At 44.8% G+C, this 20,590-nt stretch carries 21 protein-coding genes and 1 riboswitch; of the genes, 15 read left to right on the forward strand and 6 right to left on the reverse strand.

Translation table 11 applies throughout. The features are described 5' to 3' along the window. Positions 1 to 24: 24 nt before the first annotated feature. Entirely contained in the window at positions 25 to 939 is a 915-nt protein-coding gene (locus ACF8EG_RS03525) for a LysR family transcriptional regulator (RefSeq protein WP_024700036.1), read from the reverse strand. Positions 940 to 958: 19 nt separating this feature from the next. Next, positions 959 to 1,414, reverse strand: coding sequence for an Lrp/AsnC family transcriptional regulator (locus tag ACF8EG_RS03530; protein WP_005463448.1), 456 nt, complete (start codon positions 1,412 to 1,414; stop codon positions 959 to 961). A gap of 212 nt (positions 1,415 to 1,626) precedes the next feature. Between ACF8EG_RS03530 and yjeH the strand changes: the two genes are divergently transcribed. Further along, positions 1,627 to 2,889 carry an L-methionine/branched-chain amino acid transporter gene (gene yjeH / locus ACF8EG_RS03535; protein WP_046268770.1) on the forward strand — a complete coding sequence of 421 codons (1,263 nt, stop codon included), beginning with the start codon at positions 1,627 to 1,629 and terminating at the stop codon, positions 2,887 to 2,889. A gap of 2 nt (positions 2,890 to 2,891) precedes the next feature. Here yjeH and ACF8EG_RS03540 read toward each other — a convergent pair whose 3' ends face one another. After that, positions 2,892 to 4,328, reverse strand: a complete 1,437-nt coding sequence (locus ACF8EG_RS03540; RefSeq protein WP_069504817.1) for a PLP-dependent aminotransferase family protein — start codon at positions 4,326 to 4,328, stop codon at positions 2,892 to 2,894. Positions 4,329 to 4,438: 110 nt separating this feature from the next. Here ACF8EG_RS03540 and ACF8EG_RS03545 point away from each other — a divergent pair, with 110 nt between their 5' ends. From ACF8EG_RS03545 to ACF8EG_RS03565, 5 genes are all read left to right on the forward strand, one after another. Continuing rightward, positions 4,439 to 5,110, forward strand: a complete 672-nt coding sequence (locus tag ACF8EG_RS03545; RefSeq protein WP_069504819.1) for a pyridoxamine 5'-phosphate oxidase family protein — start codon at positions 4,439 to 4,441, stop codon at positions 5,108 to 5,110. Between the two features lie 159 nt (positions 5,111 to 5,269). Next, on the forward strand, positions 5,270 to 6,592 hold the full coding sequence (locus ACF8EG_RS03550; protein WP_069504821.1) for an AarF/ABC1/UbiB kinase family protein: 1,323 nt from the start codon (positions 5,270 to 5,272) through the stop codon (positions 6,590 to 6,592). Positions 6,593 to 6,778: 186 nt separating this feature from the next. Then, the gene (locus ACF8EG_RS03555; RefSeq protein WP_005477172.1) at positions 6,779 to 8,125 is read left to right on the forward strand and encodes a magnesium transporter; all 1,347 of its coding nucleotides are present in this window, start codon (positions 6,779 to 6,781) and stop codon (positions 8,123 to 8,125) included. 807 nt (positions 8,126 to 8,932) lie between these two features. After that, a complete protein-coding gene (codB, locus tag ACF8EG_RS03560) occupies positions 8,933 to 10,171 on the forward strand; it encodes a cytosine permease (protein WP_069504823.1) in 1,239 nt (412 codons plus the stop codon). A gap of 9 nt (positions 10,172 to 10,180) precedes the next feature. Further along, positions 10,181 to 11,458, forward strand: coding sequence for a cytosine deaminase (locus ACF8EG_RS03565; RefSeq protein WP_069504824.1), 1,278 nt, complete (start codon positions 10,181 to 10,183; stop codon positions 11,456 to 11,458). A gap of 59 nt (positions 11,459 to 11,517) precedes the next feature. Here ACF8EG_RS03565 and ACF8EG_RS03570 read toward each other — a convergent pair whose 3' ends face one another. After that, positions 11,518 to 11,700 (reverse strand): hypothetical protein, encoded by a 183-nt coding sequence (locus ACF8EG_RS03570; protein ID WP_005463425.1) that lies wholly within the window; start codon positions 11,698 to 11,700, stop codon positions 11,518 to 11,520. A 433-nt stretch (positions 11,701 to 12,133) separates the two neighbouring features. On the opposite strand from ACF8EG_RS03570, the gene ACF8EG_RS03575 reads away from it, so the two are divergent. The 8 genes from ACF8EG_RS03575 to ACF8EG_RS03610 all read left to right on the forward strand — a co-directional run bounded on the left by ACF8EG_RS03575 (position 12,134) and on the right by ACF8EG_RS03610 (position 18,787). Then, a complete protein-coding gene (locus ACF8EG_RS03575) occupies positions 12,134 to 12,772 on the forward strand; it encodes an HD domain-containing protein (protein WP_021449427.1) in 639 nt (212 codons plus the stop codon). Then, positions 12,773 to 13,531, forward strand: a complete 759-nt coding sequence (locus tag ACF8EG_RS03580) for a helix-turn-helix transcriptional regulator (protein ID WP_021484176.1) — start codon at positions 12,773 to 12,775, stop codon at positions 13,529 to 13,531. A gap of 146 nt (positions 13,532 to 13,677) precedes the next feature. Beyond that, on the forward strand, positions 13,678 to 15,531 hold the full coding sequence (locus ACF8EG_RS03585; RefSeq protein WP_062854632.1) for an MFS transporter: 1,854 nt from the start codon (positions 13,678 to 13,680) through the stop codon (positions 15,529 to 15,531). Between the two features lie 117 nt (positions 15,532 to 15,648). Beyond that, complete coding sequence (locus ACF8EG_RS03590; protein ID WP_015313450.1) at positions 15,649 to 16,266, forward strand: hypothetical protein; 618 nt, start codon at positions 15,649 to 15,651, stop codon at positions 16,264 to 16,266. A gap of 103 nt (positions 16,267 to 16,369) precedes the next feature. Beyond that, positions 16,370 to 16,510: riboswitch (FMN riboswitch) on the forward strand. A 113-nt stretch (positions 16,511 to 16,623) separates the two neighbouring features. Next, the gene (gene ribB / locus ACF8EG_RS03595; RefSeq protein ID WP_005463409.1) at positions 16,624 to 17,280 is read left to right on the forward strand and encodes a 3,4-dihydroxy-2-butanone-4-phosphate synthase; all 657 of its coding nucleotides are present in this window, start codon (positions 16,624 to 16,626) and stop codon (positions 17,278 to 17,280) included. Between the two features lie 105 nt (positions 17,281 to 17,385). Beyond that, a complete protein-coding gene (locus ACF8EG_RS03600; protein ID WP_069490567.1) occupies positions 17,386 to 17,931 on the forward strand; it encodes a glutathione peroxidase in 546 nt (181 codons plus the stop codon). Positions 17,932 to 17,941: 10 nt separating this feature from the next. Further along, positions 17,942 to 18,388: a DUF3429 domain-containing protein gene (locus ACF8EG_RS03605; RefSeq protein WP_069490569.1), complete on the forward strand. Its 447-nt coding sequence runs from the start codon at positions 17,942 to 17,944 to the stop codon at positions 18,386 to 18,388. A 153-nt stretch (positions 18,389 to 18,541) separates the two neighbouring features. After that, positions 18,542 to 18,787, forward strand: a complete 246-nt coding sequence (locus ACF8EG_RS03610; RefSeq protein WP_005463406.1) for a hypothetical protein — start codon at positions 18,542 to 18,544, stop codon at positions 18,785 to 18,787. Positions 18,788 to 18,839: 52 nt separating this feature from the next. Here the strand turns inward: ACF8EG_RS03610 and ACF8EG_RS03615 are convergent, their stop codons facing one another. Then, positions 18,840 to 19,439 carry a thiol:disulfide interchange protein DsbA/DsbL gene (locus ACF8EG_RS03615; protein ID WP_020841867.1) on the reverse strand — a complete coding sequence of 200 codons (600 nt, stop codon included), beginning with the start codon at positions 19,437 to 19,439 and terminating at the stop codon, positions 18,840 to 18,842. A gap of 82 nt (positions 19,440 to 19,521) precedes the next feature. Then, entirely contained in the window at positions 19,522 to 19,896 is a 375-nt protein-coding gene (locus ACF8EG_RS03620; protein WP_015313451.1) for a hypothetical protein, read from the reverse strand. 182 nt (positions 19,897 to 20,078) lie between these two features. Here ACF8EG_RS03620 and ACF8EG_RS03625 point away from each other — a divergent pair, with 182 nt between their 5' ends. Beyond that, positions 20,079 to 20,375, forward strand: a complete 297-nt coding sequence (locus ACF8EG_RS03625; RefSeq protein ID WP_005477072.1) for an isoamylase early set domain-containing protein — start codon at positions 20,079 to 20,081, stop codon at positions 20,373 to 20,375. Positions 20,376 to 20,590 lie beyond the last annotated feature (215 nt).

Below are 20,590 nucleotides of genomic sequence, written 5' to 3' on the forward strand. Positions count from 1 at the left end.
AAAGTCATGATTGAAACTCATAGTCTAGTGAATAGAGTATTCTGATTGCTGCATAACGCTTTGCATCGTTTCCCGTATCCAACGATGCGCAGGATCGTTATCGTACTTTGGATGCCACATCAGCCAGTATTGATGGATTTGAGTATCAAATGGCAGAGGTTTATGTGCCAAACTCCAATGCTTAGCGAGGTTCACCGCGATATGCTCAGGGACGACCATCAAATGTTCACTTGAGACTAGGCGATTAACCGCCGCCGAGAAAAATGGGACTTTAAATGTGATATGTCGCGCCAACCCCATCTCTTTTAAAACCGTGTCGGTGCTTGAATCTTTATCGCCGCCACCCGTAACTTTTATGTGCGAATAACTGAGTAAAGCATCCACCGTCAGCTCTTTATAACTCGCTAGCGGGTGTGACGCTTTCATCAAACACACCGAGGTATCAGAACCAATGTTCACGCTTGAAACGCCTTCTGGTTTTGAAGGGTACATGGACGATGCGATGTGGATACCCAGTTCATGCAACTTATCGAGAAAATCTGGTTGCCATAAGCGATAAGCCATATCCAGTTGCGGCGCGAGTTGGCTTAAATGGGAAGCGATATCTGGAAGAACGTACTGAGCAACATAGTCACTAGACGCGACAACTAACTCACCTTGCCAATCTGCCGGTTCGAACGGTTTATCATCAAGCAGATGATCAAACTCAGACAGCAAATCATCAAGTTTAGCTTTTAACGCTAACGCTCGAGGTGTGGGTATGAGCAAGTTCCCCTGACGGACAAGCAACGGATCGCCACAAAGCTCTCTAAGCTGGGCTAATTGGCGGCTGACCGCAGATTGAGTTACGTGCAAGCGCTCGGCAGTGCGACTTACATGACACTCCTCAAGCAGCACATGCAATGATCTCAGCAGATTTAAATTGATGTTGTTTAACATTCTCGACCCACTTGATGCTTCACTTTACGAACTTGTTTCCGGTCGTATTAAAAAACTCGGTCAGAACCGTATGCGTCATCAAATGACGCAGTTCTGGAAAGCGTTGAATTTGGTCTCGAATTTCATTGAGCCGATTCATGTTAGGGACTTCCACAAATACCATCATGTCAGTTTCGCCGCTGATTGCATGGCACCATTTCACACCATCAATTTTATATAACTCATCAGCATAGGATTCACAGTAGTAAGATGATATGGATGTGTCGAATTTCAATGCGAAGTAGGCACAGATCGAATCCCCCTCTGGAGGCGCAATTTCAGCGTGATAACCTAAGATGACTTTGTCATTTTCTAACTTGCGAATACGAGCCGTGACAGCTGAGCGAGATAAATTGACCTTCTCCGCAATCTCGGTGACCGACAACCGCGCGTTATGCCGGAGGATATCAATGATCTTGTGATCAAATTTGTCCATAAATATACCAAGCGTCCCTTAATTTTCTTATTCTATACCGATTCTAAATGCATAAGAAACCAACATTTTGTTGGATTTATTTAAAACAACCGTCATATTGACGGTGAACAAGCGCATTTTGTTTTTTGGAGTTCAGATATTCTATCTTCAACCCAAAGTCCAATTAAGGCGCAGCATGGAACGCGCACTTAAATAAAACGTCCGAGAAACGCATGGAACAGCTAAAAAAAGACATCTCTCTTATCTCCGGTATCGCCCAGTTGTCCACAACCTTGATGGGAACAGGCTTGTTTATGATTCCCGCTATCGCGGCAGGAATCGCTGGCCATTTTTCTTTGTGGGCTTGGGTCCTTTTATTCATCGCGATTTGTCCAATCGCGCTGACTTTTGCCCAACTTGGTAAGCGCTACCCGAATGCTGGCGGCACGGCATTCTTTGTGCGTCAAGCTTTTAACTCGAGATTGGAAAGCAGCGTCGCTTGGCTATTTGTCAGTGTGATTCCCGTTGGCGTACCTGCCGCGATTGCTCTTGCAGCAGGTTTTCTTCAACAACTGCTTCCTACTCCAATCAACAACCACTTATTTGCGCAAGTATTGACGGTTTTTCTGCTCATCTTGGTCAACCTATTGGGCACCAAATCATCAGGGCGCTTGCAAACCATCATCGCATTGAGTGTTTTTGCTTTGGTTGGTGCATTTTTGTTTAAAGGCGAAATCAATAGCGCAGATCTTTCAATGCCGACTCTCACAACAGAGTCCATTTGGTCTATCACCGCGGCACTTGGTGTGATGTTCTGGTGCTTTGTTGGCATCGAAGCCTTTGCTCACATGGGGGAAGAGTTCAAGAATACGCAACGGGACTTCCCGATCGCGATTATCGTCGGCTGTTTTGTTGCTGGTGCAACTTACTGGGCTTGTTCTGTTGTCATCTTAAAGTTTGGTGCTTATGGCAGCGCACAATTCGATAATGCTTCCATCCCTTGGTTAAGCGCCCATTTATTGGGAGATAGCGCAAAGTGGCTCATCAGTATCATTGGATTTTCTGCGTGCTTTGCCAGCGTTAACTTATATACCCAAAGCCTATCAAGAATGGTTTGGGCTCAAGCGCGCGAACATCGTCCAACCAGTCCACTGGCTAAAATTTCGCGTAGAGGCGTACCTTCATCTGCAACGGTTTTAGTCGGTGCGGTGCTACTTGCGTCTTGTGTGATTGGGTCGTTATCCAAGCTCGATTTAGAGTTTTTCCTAAAGCTGGCCAACAGTATTTTTGTTTTGGTTTATCTATTGGCAATGCTAGCTGCATACAAATTGCTGCACGGACTAGGAAAAGCCCTCGCGGCAATTTCTTTAGTGTTATGTACAGGCGTGTTCATCTGTTTAGGTTGGTCTATGCTTTACGCCCTTGGCATTTTTGCGCTGCTCTCTCTGCCGTGGAAACAATGGCGACAAAAACGACACTCGAGCATTGTCGAATAACTTCAGACGTCAAATAGATCAAAGAGGCGTTTAATCAACGGGTCAATGTTGTCAAGACGAACATTCCCATATCCGATCACGACGCCCTGCCAATCTCGTGCTTTAAAATCGGGATGCTCATAAAAACTGACTGGGCGCATCACGATGCCCGCCTTTTTGGCTCGTTGCGTCCACGTGTTTTCATCAATCCCTTGTTGCCAGCTCAACGTAACGTGCAACCCCGCCGCTTGGCTAATAACTCGAACTTTGTCACCAAAATAATGCTGAATAGAGAAACAGACTTGTTCGTGCTTCGACTTGTACACTCGCCTCATTTTACGAATATGTCGCAGCAAGCTTCCCTCTGAGATAAAGTCCGCCATCGCTGCTTGAATATGACTTGGTGTGTCACCACTAAGTGCGTCTTTCACCATCAAACATTTATCTACCAGCGATTCAGGCACAACGAGATAGCCAAGCCTCAAACCATTAAACATGACTTTACTAAAAGAGCCGATGTATAACACTCGCTCGTCTCGGCCCATTTGTGCGGCTAACCCTTGTAAACTGGTGTATGGACGATGTGCAAATTGGAATTCACTGTCGTAGTCATCTTCAAGAATCCAAGCCTCTTGGTTCGATGCCCACTCAATGATTTGTGCTCGCTGCTCAGTGTTTAAAGTCGTCCCCATCGGATATTGGTTACTTGGCGTGATATAGAGCGCATCTGCAGTACTTTGCGTGACGGAATCTATATCAAAACCCACTTTTTGTCTTACGAACAACGGTTCAAATTGATATTGCTGAAACAGGATCAACTTGCGCATCTGCGCATAACCTGGCTGTTCCATGATCACTCTACTTCCTGCCGTTAATGTTGCCATGGTGGCGATACACAACGCTTGCTGCGCGCCTGACGTGATGATGATTCGACTAGGCGTGCAGTTCACTGAACGGCTCGACGCTAAGTAATCCGATAAAGCGCATCGAAGCTCCCAGCTACCTTGAATGTCTTGATTGCCTAGCAGACACGTACGGGATAAGTGACGATTGAGATATTTTTGCCACAAAGCGGTTGGAAAAAGCGATAAATCGGGTACACCGGGCGCGAAACTGGCATTCACATCCAACGCTGCTGGCGGAAGGTTGGCAGCTTGAGTTGGCAACTTTTCAGGCAAGTATTGTTCTGGCAACTCAACAGCAACAAAAAAGCCTGAACCACGCTGGCTGACCAAGTACCCTTCAGCAACTAACTGTTCGTAGGCAGAAATCACCGTGTTGCGGCTAAGGTTCAACTCTTGTGCCAGTTTACGAGTCGACGGTAGCTTGCCGTTCTTGGGCCAAAGCCCTCGAACAATCTTATCCCTTATTGCAAAAAATACAGACTGCTGGCGCGTACCGCTGCCTGTTTTTACGCACAAATCACCCACATCGATTAACGACAAATTGGATCCATCCATAGTTTAAAAGTGGCTCTCTCTAAGCTACCAGTTAAACGCTACATTGCAACGACACGCTTAGGAAAAAAATGACTATTTCTCATTACTGTGAGTTGGTTAGGGAGACCACCATGCTATCGAATACAAAAAGAACAGAAATCAAAAAAGGCGCTCATAAAGCGGTGACTGAAGTTGAAAAGCTGCACACGATTATTGATGAAAGCCTAATTGCCCATATTGCAATCACCAACGAGTCAGGGCCAGTGGTTATCCCTATGTTAGCTTGGCGCGTCGATGATTTTGTATACATCCACGGCGCAAATAACAGCCGACTGTTACGCGCCCTCAAACAAGGCCAACCGACATGTCTCACCTTCACCTTGTTTGATGGTTGGGTATTGGCGCGTTCCGCATTTCACCACAGCGCGCATTATCGCAGTGCGGTTGTGTTTGGTCAGTTTGAAACTGTTGAAGACAATCAGGAAAAAGATCGTTTACTGAATCACTTTCTCGAACAAATCGCGCCGGGAAGAACAAAGCATGTCCGTTTGAGTAACGAGAAAGAGCTCAGCGCCACCATGCTTCTGCGTATTTCTTTAGAGGAAGTATCGGTAAAAATCAGTCGTTTTGGTGTCAACGACGACGCGCAAGATATGGATATTCCGGTTTGGGCGGGGGTACTGCCATATCGAACCGTCGTGGGGCCTCTTGAACCATGTTCGGATTTGTATGAAGGCATCGAAGAACCCGATTACAGCAGCGCCTATCCTAACCGCTGGTACGCTTCGGAGAAACTCAGCTAAGAGCTCCTGTTGCTAACCCTCTCACTTTTGCTAACGCTCTCAATAGCAACTTTCATCCAATCTCCTAAATCACCGCTGGTCCTGCCAGCGGTGCTCGTAACTTTGTATCCAAAGGCTTCAATTTCCCGTATAACAAACCATGAGCAATAGGAGAGAGTTATGTCGGGAAAGGAAAGAAACCTACCAACACACCGTATTTCTAGATTCAGCAAATTTGCCTCGCTTGCAACAAGAGTTGCGGGCAATGTTATTGCTGAAGGCACCAAGCAAATCGCCAAAGGCAACCGACCGAAAGCGAAAGACCTTTTGCTCACCCCTCAAAATATTGCACGGCTGACCGTTCAACTGGCGCACTTACGCGGCGCAGCGATGAAACTTGGTCAAATGCTGTCGATGGATGCGGGAGACATTCTAGAACCGGAGTTGGCCGAGATTTTGGCCAGATTACGTTCGAATGCCGATCCAATGCCATCAAAGCAGCTCAACAGCGTGATGGTAAATGCACTTGGTGAACAGTGGAAATCTGCGTTTCTTGCTTTCAACTTCAAACCTATTGCGAGTGCATCCATAGGGCAAGTTCACCAAGCCTACAGCGATGCTGGCGATAATTTGGCAGTTAAAGTGCAATATCCCGGTATCAGAAAAAGCATCGACAGCGACGTCGATAATGTCGGTACGCTTTTGAAAATTGTTGGCCTTATCCCTGAGTCTGTTGACTATAAAGGACTGTTGGAAGAGGCGAAAAAACAGCTGCACGACGAAGCCAATTATGAGCGAGAAGCTCAGTTTGCCTGTAGATATCACGAGGCTCTACAAGGCCATCCGCATTTTGTGGTACCAAAAATCTACCCGGAAATTTCATCCCAATCCGTTCTGGCTATGGCGTTCATTCAAGGGACGCCCATAGAGAAAATCGCAAACTACGACCAAGAAACTCGCGACTTTGTAATGCACAATTTGTTGGAACTGCTGTTTAAAGAACTGTTTGAATTCAAGATGGTGCAAACCGATCCAAACTTCGCAAACTACCTCTATCTTGAACAAAGTAAACAAATCGGGCTGTTAGATTTTGGCGCAACTCGCGAATACAGTGAACGTTTTAGTTCCGGTTATCGCCAAGCCTTTTCATCTGTCGTGAACGATGACGAACAAGGGCTCAACGATGCTTTAGAGCAAATAGGCTTTTTCGCCCAAAGCATCAAACCAGAACAGAGAATGGCGATTTTAGATTTGGTCAAAATGGCATGCGAACCCATGCTAATTGATGAAGCTTATGACTTTAAAGCCAGCGGACTGGCGCAAAAACTGCGAGAAGCTGGAACAATTCTGAGTATGGAGCAAGATTATTGGCATACCCCACCAGCCGATGCCATATTCTTGCACCGAAAAATTGGTGGCATGTATTTGCTCGCCGCTCGAATCGGTGCAAAAGTAAACATTCGTCGATTAGTACAGCCATATCTCAAGATCAATAGTGGATAGCCTATTGTTTTTCTGTCACTTTCAAGTACCTTGAGCAGTTATTCTGCGTTATCAACAGCCCACTTTATTGAGATTTATTGACTATGGTTAATGAACATAAGGTCAATAAGCAAAGTTAGCTGGCTGATGTGTCACGTATAACGCCACAACTTTATCCATGAAAACGAATTAACTATCGGGGGCTCGGTGAGCAAGTTTCAAGATCTCTCCACTCTAATCCAACAAATTGGCCAAGCCGAAGAATCGGATCAAGTCGCAACGCTCAATGAATCTATCGAAGCGGGTCTCGAACCCGGCGCGGTTGCGCTTATCCTCGAAGCTTTCCCTATCGAAGACCGGGTTCGGTTATGGAGAGCATTGCCGTTAGAACTTCATATCGACGTTTTGACAGAGATGCGTGCCGATGTACGTTTCTCTATCATCAATGCGTTATCTGAAGTCGAACTCAAACTCACCCTCGCTAAACTCGACAACTTATCGTTGATCGAATGGGCAGACTCGTTACCAGAATCCATCATCAATGAAGCGCTCGCTTTAATTGAAAAAGACGAGCTTGAACTGTACGACCAAGCAAATGAATATGAAGACGATGAGCTAGGTCGCTGGGCGGAGCGTAAAATCATTACGCTGCCGTTCAATATTACGGTCGGAACCGCAAAGCAGTTGATGGAACGCTACAGCTACGATACGCCGCAGCAAGTGTACCTGATTAACCGAAACAAACAGTTCCGTGGCGCAGTAAACTATTACGAGATCTTAAGAAGTGATTCAGGCGTGCGTTTGAAAACACTTGAGATTGAAACCGTTACCGTGTTGGACAGCAAAATGACACTGCCAGAGGCGGTAGAGGCGTTAGAGCATAGCGCCCTACCCGCGCTCCCCGTAACAGATGCTGACCAAACTCTCATTGGTGAGGTCGATTGGCAATTTGCATTAAGTACTCAACGAGAAATCTACGAAGCGCGCTTAATGGCCGGTACTGGTATGGATGAAGGCGATGACTTATTTGCGCCAGTACTAAAAAGCTCACAAAAACGTGGCGTGTGGTTGGGCATCAATTTGCTGACTGCAATTTTAGCCTCTGTCACTATCGGACTATTTGAAGATGTGATTGCTCAAGTGGTGGCTTTGGCCGTGCTCATGCCAATCGTTGCATCGATGGGTGGCATCGCGGGCAGCCAAACGCTCACTCTGATGGTTCGTGCGATGGCGCTTAATCAGATCACTCCAGGTAACCGTTTCAAGCTATTGAAAAATGAACTGGGTATTGGCTCTCTGAACGGCATTGCTTGGGCACTGATTATCGGCGGGTTAGCCGGATTGTGGTTCCAATCGCCAGTTTTAGGCGGAACCATCGCACTGGCCATTATCGTCAACATTATTACCGCTGCTTTGTTTGGCGTGTTGATACCCATTATTCTGGATAAGTTCAAATTGGATCCAGCCTTAGCAGGCTCGGTTATTCTAACGACAGTGACAGATGTGGTTGGTTTTTTCGCCTTTTTGGGAACGGCGAGTTTAGTCATGCTCTAAAAAGTCCACTGTTTATTAATCAATCATTAGCATAATAGAGACAAATTGCATAACGCACTTGCAAATTGCAAAAACATTCAAAGTTTAAGCAACATATGTCACAGAAACCACGATTTTCGGGCATATAAAAGTTGGCACAGTAACTGCATTATATAAATTGACCCTTCTTAAGCCGAGGGTCACCTAGCCAACTGACGTTGTTAGTGAACTTGATTTTGTTCACATGTATATAAGCCAATCGCACTCTTTGCGGTTGGCTATTTTTTTATGCGGCTACTGCTCTCCTTTATCCTCTGACAGAGCTCTATTGTACTTGTCTTGCCCTCAACCGACTGTTTACTGTTAATAAAAGTTAAAATACCCCCTCACTAACCCTTCAAAAATACCGATTTCAACAAAAACAAACTACCTAACCCAAATAAAACCAAGAAAACACACCAAAAAAAGAACAAATAACGCCCAAACCAAAACACTCATCATGAAATCGTTTTCTTTTCATAGAAATCGACTGAACAATCTAGAGTTATAGATAAATTTTATCCATAAGCACAAATAGTAGTAAAAAACATTCATTTTACACAGAAAACTCATCAAGAAATCATAAAAACACACGTAAAAATACATTTTTCATTTTTAGAACAACTCATTCAACTTATTGTTATTTAACAATAAAAAATACAAACAAAACCAAGTAAACGTTTAAATTTCAATTTTATCATTGACTATCGAATTTACATCACGATAATACGCGCCGTTTACCTGAAAATCAGGTGCTATAATTTAATCTTTTACTTTGCGGAGGTAATAATGGCTGGAGACAATAACTACAGTCTTGGACCAGTTCCCAACACGGCCAGAAAAGGCGTGGCGTCACTAACCATGGTGATGTTAGGACTCACTTTTTTCTCCGCAAGTATGTGGACAGGTGGTTCTCTCGGTACTGGGCTCTCCTTTAATGATTTTTTCCTCGCTGTTCTCATCGGTAACCTAATCCTCGGTATTTACACTTCTTTCCTCGGTTACATCGGCGCTTCTACTGGTCTCTCTACTCACCTTCTTGCTCGTTTCTCTTTTGGTTCTAAAGGCTCTTGGCTTCCTTCTGCTCTTCTTGGCGGTACTCAAGTTGGGTGGTTTGGAGTTGGTGTCGCGATGTTTGCGATTCCGGTGCATAAAGCAACGGGCATCGATACCAATACTTTGATCCTTGTCTCCGGTTTGCTCATGACCGCGACCGTTTACTTTGGAATCTCAGCACTGATGGTGCTGTCAGCAATCGCCGTTCCTGCCATTGCGCTACTTGGCGGTTACTCTGTCGTAGAAGCAGTAAATAGCGTTGGCGGTATTAGCGAACTACAACAAGTTCAACCAACCGAACCACTCGACTTTTCAATGGCTCTCGCGATGGTTGTAGGCTCTTTTGTCAGTGCAGGCACATTAACGGCAGATTTCGTACGCTTTGGTAAAAAGCCGCGCAGCGCCGTGATGATCACCATGGTGGCATTTTTCATCGGTAACTCGTTAATGTTTATCTTTGGCGCGGCAGGTGCGTCGGTGACTGGTCAATCAGACATCTCTGAAGTGATGATTGCACAAGGTTTATTGATTCCTGCCATCATCGTACTTGGGTTAAACATTTGGACGACCAACGACAACGCGCTCTACGCATCAGGTCTTGGATTTTCCAACATCACTGGCTTACCAAGTAAATACATCTCGATGGCGAACGGTCTTGTTGGCACACTTTGCGCTCTCTGGCTCTACAATAACTTTGTAGGCTGGCTGACCTTCTTATCGTTGGCAATTCCACCAATTGGCGGCGTGATCATCGCTGACTTCTTCACGAACCGTAAACGCTACGCAAACTTTGAAGCCGCCCAGTTCCAAAGCGTAAACTGGGCTGGCATTATCGCTGTAGCGATTGGCGTTGGTGCAGGACACTTCCTTCCTGGCGTAGTACCGATTAACGCTGTACTTGGCGGCGCAATTAGCTTCCTAATTCTTAATCCTATTCTCAACAAAAAAGCACTGGCTTCACAGCCAGCGTAAGGAACCATCATGACAACACTACTGATCAAAAACGTAACGCTAAAAGGACAAGAAGGTCTGCAGCAAATTTTGATTGAAGATGGTCAATTCAAGCGCATTGAAAGAAACGATGTGGAGCTTAATCACAACGGTGACACCATCGATGCTGAAGGCGGTATGGCGGTTGCGCCTTTCTGCGAGCCACACATTCACCTAGATACAACGCAAACCGCTGGCGAGCCAAGCTGGAACATCTCTGGCACATTGTTTGAGGGTATTGAACGTTGGGCTGAGCGCAAAGAAATGCTGTCGATTGAAGACGTGAAAGCGCGCGCAAAACAAACCTTAAAATGGCAGATCGCAAACGGCGTACAACACGTTCGTACTCACGTCGATGTTTCTGATCCAACGCTTATCGCTCTCAAAGCGATGCTAGAAGTACGTGAAGAGATGAAAGAATGGGTAGACATCCAAATCGTCGCCTTCCCGCAGGAAGGCATTCTCTCTTACCCAAATGGCAAAGAGCTGCTAGAAGAAGCCGTCAAATTGGGGGCGGACGTGATTGGCGCGATTCCCCACTTTGAATTCACACGCGAATATGGCATTGAATCGCTGCACTACGTGTTCGAATTAGCGCAAAAATACGACCGTCTGATCGACGTACATTGTGATGAAATCGATGACGAGCAATCTCGCTTCGTTGAAACACTGGCAGCATTAGCGCACAAGTTTGATATAGGGAATAAAGTCACGGCAAGCCACACAACGGCAATGGGTTCCTACAACGGTGCGTATGCATCTCGCCTGTTCCGTTTATTACGCATGTCCGGTATCAACTTCGTGGCAAACCCATTGGTGAACATTCACTTACAAGGCCGCTTTGATGATTACCCAAAACGTCGCGGCGTAACACGAGTGAAAGAGATGCTAAATGCAAACATTAACGTTTGCTTTGGACACGATGACGTATTCGACCCATGGTATCCACTTGGTACAGCAAATATGCTGCAAGTGCTGCACATGGGCCTGCATGTATGTCAGGTCATGGGTTACGAACAAATTAATCACTCACTAGATCTCATCAGCACCAACTCAGCGCGTACATTGAACATTCAAGACAAGTACGGAATTGAAGAAGGCAAACCAGGTAACCTGCTGATTCTTCCTGCTGAAAATGGCTTTGATGCAGTGCGTCGCCAAGTACCTGTTCGTTACTCGGTTCGTCACGGTAAAGTCATTGCAGAAACACAACCTGCGACAACTCGTATTCATCTTGAGCAATCAGAACAAGTGGCGTTCAAGCGCTAAAGTTCTTAAAAAGACCAACCGAAACGAAAAGGGTCTGACTATTTAGTCAGACCCTTTTACTATTTTTTAGTACGTTGCGTTAATTGTCTTCGACAACTAATGATGTTTCTGATCATGGATGGACTATTACCCAGATAAACAACATGCCCTTCTTCATCAACGACCGCGGGTACCACTTTTAAGCCTTTCATATCTGCGCCATTTTCGACCAGTTTACGCTCTAGCTCATATAAATCCTGCATATCATCGACTCAGTTAACTCACCATTTGCGCGGAATCCTATCGCTCTGAAAGCAAAAATATCATGATCAAGATCACAAAAACTACACTAAACAACTATAAAAATGGAATTGAGATCACTCAAAAATGCAATCTATAGACCCAAGTTTTCTGTGCTACTGAGTCACATTTATAAAATTAATGACTCATAGAAACACTGATAAAAATGTCTGTTTGAAATAGTCTTGTCTGGAGAGAAACCTTCGAAAAGTTCAGTCATTTCACTGCGTATTAACCTTTCAAATGGAATCAGTGACAGCGCTCTTAATCCCACTTCTTGACATCACTCAGGTATTCAACAATCTGGTGGCTAATTCTCAATTACACCATCGCACTTGGAAATTATTCTTAGCGTTGGGCATACTTCTGGCTTCATTTTAGTTGTAGATATTAACCATGACGTCATTAAGCCAGTTTGAGCCGCTGTTTTTGGAATTTATGCAGCAAGAGATGCAAGTTGATGCGGCCCATGATATTGAACACGTAAAACGCGTGGTCAAAACAGCGAAACAGCTCTGCGACGAAGAAAATGCAGACATAGCCATTGTGTTACCAGCAGCTTATTTGCATGACTGTTTCACCTACCCGAAAGATCATCCAAATCGCAAGCAAAGCTCTGCAATTGCAGCCAAAAAAGCCATCGCGTATTTAGAGAGTATTCAATACCCTCAGCACTACCATGATGCCATCGCTCATGCGATAGAGGCGCACAGCTTTAGCGCCAACATCAGGCCAAACACGTTGGAAGCACAAATCGTCCAAGATGCTGACCGTCTGGACGCTTTAGGCGCCATTGGTGTTACGCGATGCATTCAAGTCAGCACTCATTTCAACGCTCAGCTTTACAACGATAACGACATGTTTGCTAAAGAGCGCGAACTCAACGACAAGCAATTCACCGTAGATCATTTCCAAACCAAGTTGTTTAAAATTGTCGACACCATGAACACGGAGTCTGCAAAACTTGAAGCCAATAAACGTAAAGCCTTTATGCAAACGTACCTAAAACAGTTACACGATGAGGTAACCGCGTAAATGTCTGAAAGCTATACGTTAATTAAAGAGCTTAAACGCCAGCTAAAGTCAGCTGGGCTGCATTATGTCGATGTTGCACAACACCTTAATTTAAGTGAAGGAAGCGTCAAACGTTTGCTTGCTGAAGGTCAGCACATTAGCCTTGAGCGCTTAGAACGAATTTGCCAATTGATTGGTTTAGAAATGGCGGAACTGTTTAAGCTCGCGGCTGCGCACAATAAAGGTTTAGAGTCGCTAACGTTAGAGCAAGAAAAGCAGCTAGTTGACGATAAAGCCCTGCTGCTCGTGGCGATCTGTGTTGTAAATGGCTATCAGTTTGAACAAATCGTTCAGCAATATACCTTCAATGAGTTGGAACTGGTGCAAAAGCTTGCTCATTTGGATCGGCTGAACATCATCGACTTGCAGCCAAATAACAAAATTCGTTTGCGTATATCTCCGACATTTAAGTGGCAGATGGGCGGCCCTATTCAACGGTTCTTCCAACAGCAAGTTCAAGACGCCTTTTTCCAAAGCTACTTTTCGGGTGAAGATGAACAGTTGTCCATGGCAACAGGATTGATGAGCGTACCAACCAACAAGAAGCTGCAACAGAAACTGCAAAAGGTCATCGATGAGTTTTATCAGGCTTGCCAAAGTGATAGCTCTCTCGATATGGACGAAAAGCACGGCACCTCTCTGATTATTGCGATGCGTCGTTGGACGTTCCCTCTGTTTGAACCATGGGAAAGAAAACCTACACAGAAGTCTCGAAATTAGTAACTCAATAAACAAATGAAAATGAAAGTAACGAATTTCGTTACTTTTGGTGGCATGCAACGTCACTTGAAAGAGAAAGCTGGTTTAATCGTTCATTGAGCATAAAGTGCTCCCATCTCATTCGACTTTGTTTAATCGGAGCCAGCATGTTTTTCTCAAAACGCTTTTTTCCTTACTTTGTGACGCAGTGTCTTGGCGCACTCAATGACAACATCTACAAAAACGTTCTGTTATTGATGGTGACATACAGCCAAATTGATAACTTACCAATATCCGTTAATCTATTTGTTAATTTGGCGGCAGGCTTATTTATCCTACCTTTCTTTCTATTCTCTGCGCATGCTGGTGCCGTCGCTGACAGCATGGACAAAGCCAAATTAATCCGACGTCTAAAGCTCATCGAGCTGGCTATCATGTCTTGCGCAGCAACCGCTATTGCTACCCAAAGTGCTATGCTGATGCTGGTTCTGCTGTTTATGACAGGCACTCAATCGGCCTATTTTGGTCCCGTAAAATACGCCTTGCTACCACAAGCGCTCAAACCAAATGAGCTTGTTAAAGGAAATGCTTGGGTTGAAATGGGCACGTTCCTTTCGATTCTTATAGGTACGCTTAGCGCAGGCCTGCTGTTAGCCATTCCTAATGGTACCTTGATTGCTTCTTGTGTCGTGATTGCCTTGTCTTTGCTTGGTGTTATGAGCAGTGTGAATATTCCAACGATGCCTAGCCAATCGAATGACAAAGCGAAATTTGAACCGATTTCTGGTTTAAAGAACACGTTAAAAGTGGCAAAAAAACAGAGAGGCATTTGGATGTCTGTTCTAGCCATCAGTTGGTTTTGGTTCATGGGTGCGACTTACCTGACTCAATTCCCTAACTTTGCGCGTGAACATTTGTTTGCAGACAGCACTGTCGTTTCTTTACTGTTGGCATTATTTTCCATTGGTATCGCGACAGGCTCTTGGTTGTGTGAAAAGCTCTCTTTCAACCACGTTGAGCTTGGTATTTTGCCATTCGGTATCCTTGGTCTGACAGTCTTTGGCGTCGACTTGCTATGGGCAGTCCCAAGTTATCCATCACTTCCGGTGCACTTTTATGATGTGCAAAGCTTCGTTGCTGAATCCAAACATCTGCGCGTCATGATTGACCTGTTCCTTGTTGGTGTCAGTGGAGGTGTCTTTATTGTTCCTCTTTATGCGTTCATCCAATCGCGTTCAAACAAAGGGGAATGTGCACGTGCCATTGCTGCTAATAACATCATGAATGCGTTGTTTATGGTGGTGTCTGCTTTGGTTTCGATCGTTGTACTCAGCGTACTAGAGCTTTCTATTGTGGAACTGTTTGCCATGATGGCAATAGGTAACTTCTTCGTGGCAATCTATGTCTATCGTCAAGTACCGGAATTTACACAACGCTTTATCAGTTATTTACTCAGCCATTGTATGTATCGAGTGTCAGTAAAGGGGCGCCAACATATTCCTGAACAAGGTGCTGCGTTAATCGTGGCTAACCATGTTAGCTATGTCGATGCGTTGATTTTGATGGGAACCTCTACTCGCCCGGTTCGTTTTGTGATGGACAAATCCATCAGCGAACTGCCTGTTCTTAAATATGTTTTCCGTCATGCCGGTGTTATCCCGATCTGTTCTCCACGTAAGTGTGCCGACACTTACCGTCGAGCATTTGAACAGATTGAACAAGCGCTTAACGACGGTGAGGTTGTCTGTATCTTCCCTGAGGGTCGTTTAACGTCTAACGGTGAATTGGGTGAGTTTCGCCCTGGTGTGGAAAAAATCCTTGAACGTAATCCTGTTCCTGTCATCCCTATGGCACTAAAAGGGCTTTGGGGTTCTTTTTTCAGCCACAAAGGCGGACATGCTCTCACAAAACGACCGACTCGTTTTTGGTCAAAAGTGGATGTTGTAATCGGTGAAGTGTTAAGCCCAGCTCCTTTAAATCGTCATCAATTGCAACAACAAGTACAGGATTTACTGGGCTGATACGCTTGCTATACCGATCAAACTTTGCAGCAAAACGTAAATATGCACCACAAAGCACAAGTAGTTCTTTGTTAATTAGAGTAGGATATCTACGACGTCATAAATCTAGGAGGTATTATGAAAATCATCATCTTACATGGTCTTTATATGCATGGGCTGGTCATGCAGCCTCTTAGCCAAAAGCTGCGAAAGCTCGGATACGAAACGCAAGTGCTCAGCTATAACACTGTTGCTATCGATGAGTCTTCACTATTTGATTCTATTGACCATTCACTTAATCCACTGACCGCAAACGTGCTCGTGGGGCACAGCTTGGGAGGCTTGATGATTAAGCGCTATCTCGCCAACAGAAAGCCAACCACCAGCTTAATCTCTCATGTTGTCGCTATCGGTTCACCTCTTAAAGGCGCGTCCATAGTAGGTCGGATTCAAGATCTCGGGTTGGGTGCAATTTTAGGCAATTCGCCACACCACGGATTAAACAAACATGATGATGCGTGGGCTTTTCCGCAAAAACTGGGCAGTATCGCAGGAACGGTACCGATTGGTGCCCGCCCATTGTTGATCCGTAATGACAACACCATGTCGGACGGTACGGTTACCGTAGAAGAGACAAGACTGGACGGTATGCAAGATCATATCGAAGTGAAGCAAACGCATACGAGCCTGATTTACAACACCTTCGTGCCGCAGCAGATTGATCACTTTATTCGCACAGATTATTTCCGTCGATAACACACTTTTCCATCATACAGATGGAATCGACTTTCCAAGCTATTCAGTTCGCAGTACTATCCTAGCTCCACTTCCTCACGACTAGAGTGAAGTGGCACATTTTAATTGTTCTCAGGGCGGGGCGAAATTCCCCACCGGCGGTATACTTTTTCAAGTGAGCCCGCGAGCGCTCGATTCGTCGAGGTCAGCAGATCTGGTGAGATGCCAGAGCCGACGGTTATAGTCCGGATGAAAGAGAATAAGAATACACCCGCATCGCGAGTAAGATTGCGTTGAATGCTGGTGCGCTTCTTTTTGATCGTATTTTACGACGATCTCTCATACCGCCCTGATTCTGGTGATATTTAGGAGTTAACCATGAATCAGTCATCACTACTTGCCGAATTCGGCGACCCAATTACTCGCGTTGAAAACGCACTTATCGCTCTAAAAGAAGGCCGTGGCGTACTTCTTCTTGATGATGAAGATCGCGAAAACGAAGGCGATATCATTTATTCAGTCGAGCACCTCACCAACGAGCAAATGGCGTTGATGATCCGCGAATGTAGCGGCATCGTTTGTTTATGTTTAACAGACGCTCAAGCAGACAAACTGGAACTGCCTCCAATGGTGGTAAACAACAACAGCGCGAACCAAACTGCATTTACGGTTTCTATTGAAGCGAAAGTTGGCGTAACAACGGGGGTTTCAGCAGCAGATCGCGTGACGACCATTAAAACGGCGGCAAACCCGCATGCGAAACCTGAAGATCTTGCTCGCCCGGGTCACGTATTCCCTCTTCGTGCACGTCCAGGTGGTGTAATGACTCGCCGTGGCCATACGGAAGGTACGATTGATCTGATGCAAATGGCAGGGCTTCAACCTGCTGGCGTACTGTGTGAAGTGACCAATCCAGATGGTACGATGGCAAAAGCACCGGAGATCGTTGCATTTGGTCGCCTGCACAACATGCCTGTACTGACTATCGAAGACATGGTCGCGTATCGTAATCAGTTCGATTTGAAGCTGGCATAAAAATTCAAAGCACATTAAAAAGCCGCGCATTTGTGCGGCTTTTTTTGATCGATTCCCTTTACGTTTGAGTAGTTATACTTACTTCAAAACAAAAGGAACGACATCATGAAAAGATTACTGAAACTCGCCGCGTACCTTGGCTTTATCTCCATGAGTTCGTTTGCTCTTGCGTCTGAGTGCCCCGACATTCTGCAAGGCAAACAGCGCATGTTAAATTCAACAGAAGAAATTGAGCTTTGTGAAGTATTCAAAGGGAAAACATTGCTCGTCGTAAACACTGCCAGCCAATGCGGTTTTACACCTCAATATGAGCAACTAGAAACGCTATACCAAACTTACAAAGATAAAAACTTTGCAGTCATCGGTTTTCCCAGTAACGATTTTCGACAAGACAAAGGAAGCGAAGAAAATACCGCAAAGATCTGCTATCTCGACTACGGCGTGACGTTTCCTATGATGGCTCGAAGCTCTGTGTTGGGCAACGAGGCCAACCCTGTCTTTTCTGAAATCAGCACTCAAGCCGGTGTGACACCGAAGTGGAACTTTTACAAGTTTCTCATCAGTAAAGAAGGCAAAGTCATCGCCACATTTCCAAGCTCAACCTCCCCGACGAGTACTACGCTTACTAATATGATTGAGCAACAACTGTAGGAGTGCAGTTATGGTCACGACACGTTTAACCATGTTACGCCTTGGGTACTTGGGCTTAGTGCCTTTTCTGTTCAGCTTGCTGCTTATCGTGTCTGACACCACCTTGTTTAACCTAAGCGGCCAACAATTTTTTATTGCCTACAGCGCCGTTATCTTGAGTTTTCTATCGGGAGTGCTCTGGGGAAATGGTATCGACCATTACTACCACCGCTTGAGCCGTAATATCCTAGTTCTCAGTAATTTGTTTGTTTTGCTTGCGTGGGGTGCCTTGTTACAAGGGAATACACATTACATCGCGGCAATATTGTTGCTCGCAACCGGATACGCTGCCATTTGGTATGCAGAAAAGCTGATACGGAATGTCGAACTGGAAGTTGATCCCAAAGGCTATCAAGGCATGAGGAATAAGCTCACTTGTGGCGTCATTTTGATGCATGGATTGGTTTTGATGGCATAACCTGGTCTGTCCAGTACTCAGATCACAAAACCAATCAACCCATATAAAACATTGTTCATTTCGTGAATACACATACATTTTGAACACCGTTTTGTTTTAAAGTAGCGCAAACCTACATATATATGTCCGTAAACATTCACAAAGGATATGAATATGTTTTTCCGCAAACTACTGTTTAGTACTGCAATTATCAATGCGACTTCTGGCTGCGTTTCTTACCAAGCGCAACAAGCTGCCACTCAAACAGTAAACAACACGGGCATTGTTCTCACCAATGTGGTGAAAAACACCATCGCACAACCGTGCAATGTCGCTATCACCGTTGCTAGCTTGTTTTATCCGCACGCGATATTCATGACTAGCGTACCAACTCAAGCTTGTACAACCGTACTGAGATAACGAATTCAAAAAAATGGCGACCACTTGGCCGCCATTTTTCATTTCTTTTAATTTATAGCGTTAGCAGATAGTTCACCAATTCGCTGTACTCGGCATAGCTACGGACTTCATTAGGAATAACGATGTACTTGTTATTCACAACGACGCCAGGAACGCCGGTCAGAGTGCTCTCTTTGAACTGCTTATCGAAACGCTTTTGCATCGAACTAACCGCAAAGCTGTTGTACGCCGCGTCAAATTTGTTGCCATCGACACCGTTGTCCGTGAAGACTTTCTTTAACTCGTCTTCGTTTTTCGGTGCTTGGCGCTTTTGATGAATTTGCGCGAACATCGCAGGCACCATTTTATCTTCAACACCTAGCGATACCATGGTTGCGTAAGATTTTGCCATTGGCACTGCCATGTCTGCGCCCATAAACGCCACGTGCACTTTTTCAAAGCGTGCTTCTTTTGGCAAAGCCGGTTTTAAGTTTTCAATCACAGATTCAAACTTATAACAGTGTGGGCAGTAAAACGAAAAAAACTCTGTAACGGTTGGTTTAGTCGCTTTCTCAACGTCCAACACTTTGTAGTGTTTACCTTCTTCAAATTGAGCAGCGTGAGCGCTGAAAGCCAGTAAAAGTGTGCTGCATAGTGCAAGTAATTTCTTCATTGTTTGTTTTCCTTCGGGCACAACAGTGCCGTTTTAAATATAGCTAAGAGCCAGCTAGTGCTGGAGATAAATAAAGAAGAAATCAAACAATCGGAGGTCGGTAAGGTTTATAAATCACAACCACGGCTTTTTCAGTAGGAAGCTTATCAATAAGCGCCAAGCTATAAGGCAGTAGCATCAAGCCATTTTGCGACAAAGTCGTGGGAATTTTCACAATGCAAGAAGAGCTGCAACTGGTGTGCGACTTTTGCCCTTTTTCCATCATGTGTTCTTTGTGGTGCGGCTCAACACAATCTGTATTTACGCCGAGTTTTTCTTGAAGTGCAGTTTGCTGCATGGGAAAGCTTTGTGCTTCTATTGATGCTGTCGATGCTTGAACGCTCGATGAAACACTGGTTAGCAGCATAGCCACCAAACAAACCAGAGTAGTCATCAATGTACGATTCAACTTCAACATATCAATTTCTTCACAACACACTGATTTTCATCATACAGAAAGATCATATTCATACAAGTTTGAAGCACGAACAGTTCACGGTTATTTCACGAGCTATACCAGCATGAATCCGATAACGCTTGAAATACTTATGAAACACGAGTAATAGTTAGAGCAGTTTTTGTACTAAAAAGGAAAGATTCATGCTTAAAAAGAGATTTTTCAAAACTAAAGATGAAGTTGAAGTCACTTTTGAACTCGATAAAAACCAATGGGAATCCATTAAAATCGCTGGAGATTTTAATGACTGGCAACCAGAGCCAATGAAACTGGTGAAAAAAAGCGGCCAATTTAAGTTCAAAACACGTCTACCCAAAGAGCAACACATCCAATTTCGTTATCTCCTCGATGAAGTTGAATGGGAGAACGATCCTCAAGCAGATGCTTACGTTCCAAATGGCTTTGGTAGCGACAACAGCGTTGTTTGCACCGTTGAATAAGTGGTAACTTTGATGGGTTGATTAGTGCGGATTTCACCGTAGTAACAATACATTCTTTTCACTTAAGGCGCACGAGTTGCGCCTTTTTCCTACCAATAAGACAAACTCAAGCAGCAATTATTGTTGCTAGTGAACAACAGTGTTTTACCTAAAGTGATATATATCAACAAAAGTTATTTCCTTAGTATGAGTTCATCGCAGCAGACCGCTGCTTT

Source organism: Vibrio sp. YQ_11 (genome assembly GCF_043103065.1).
Lineage (GTDB): Bacteria > Pseudomonadota > Gammaproteobacteria > Enterobacterales > Vibrionaceae > Vibrio > Vibrio parahaemolyticus.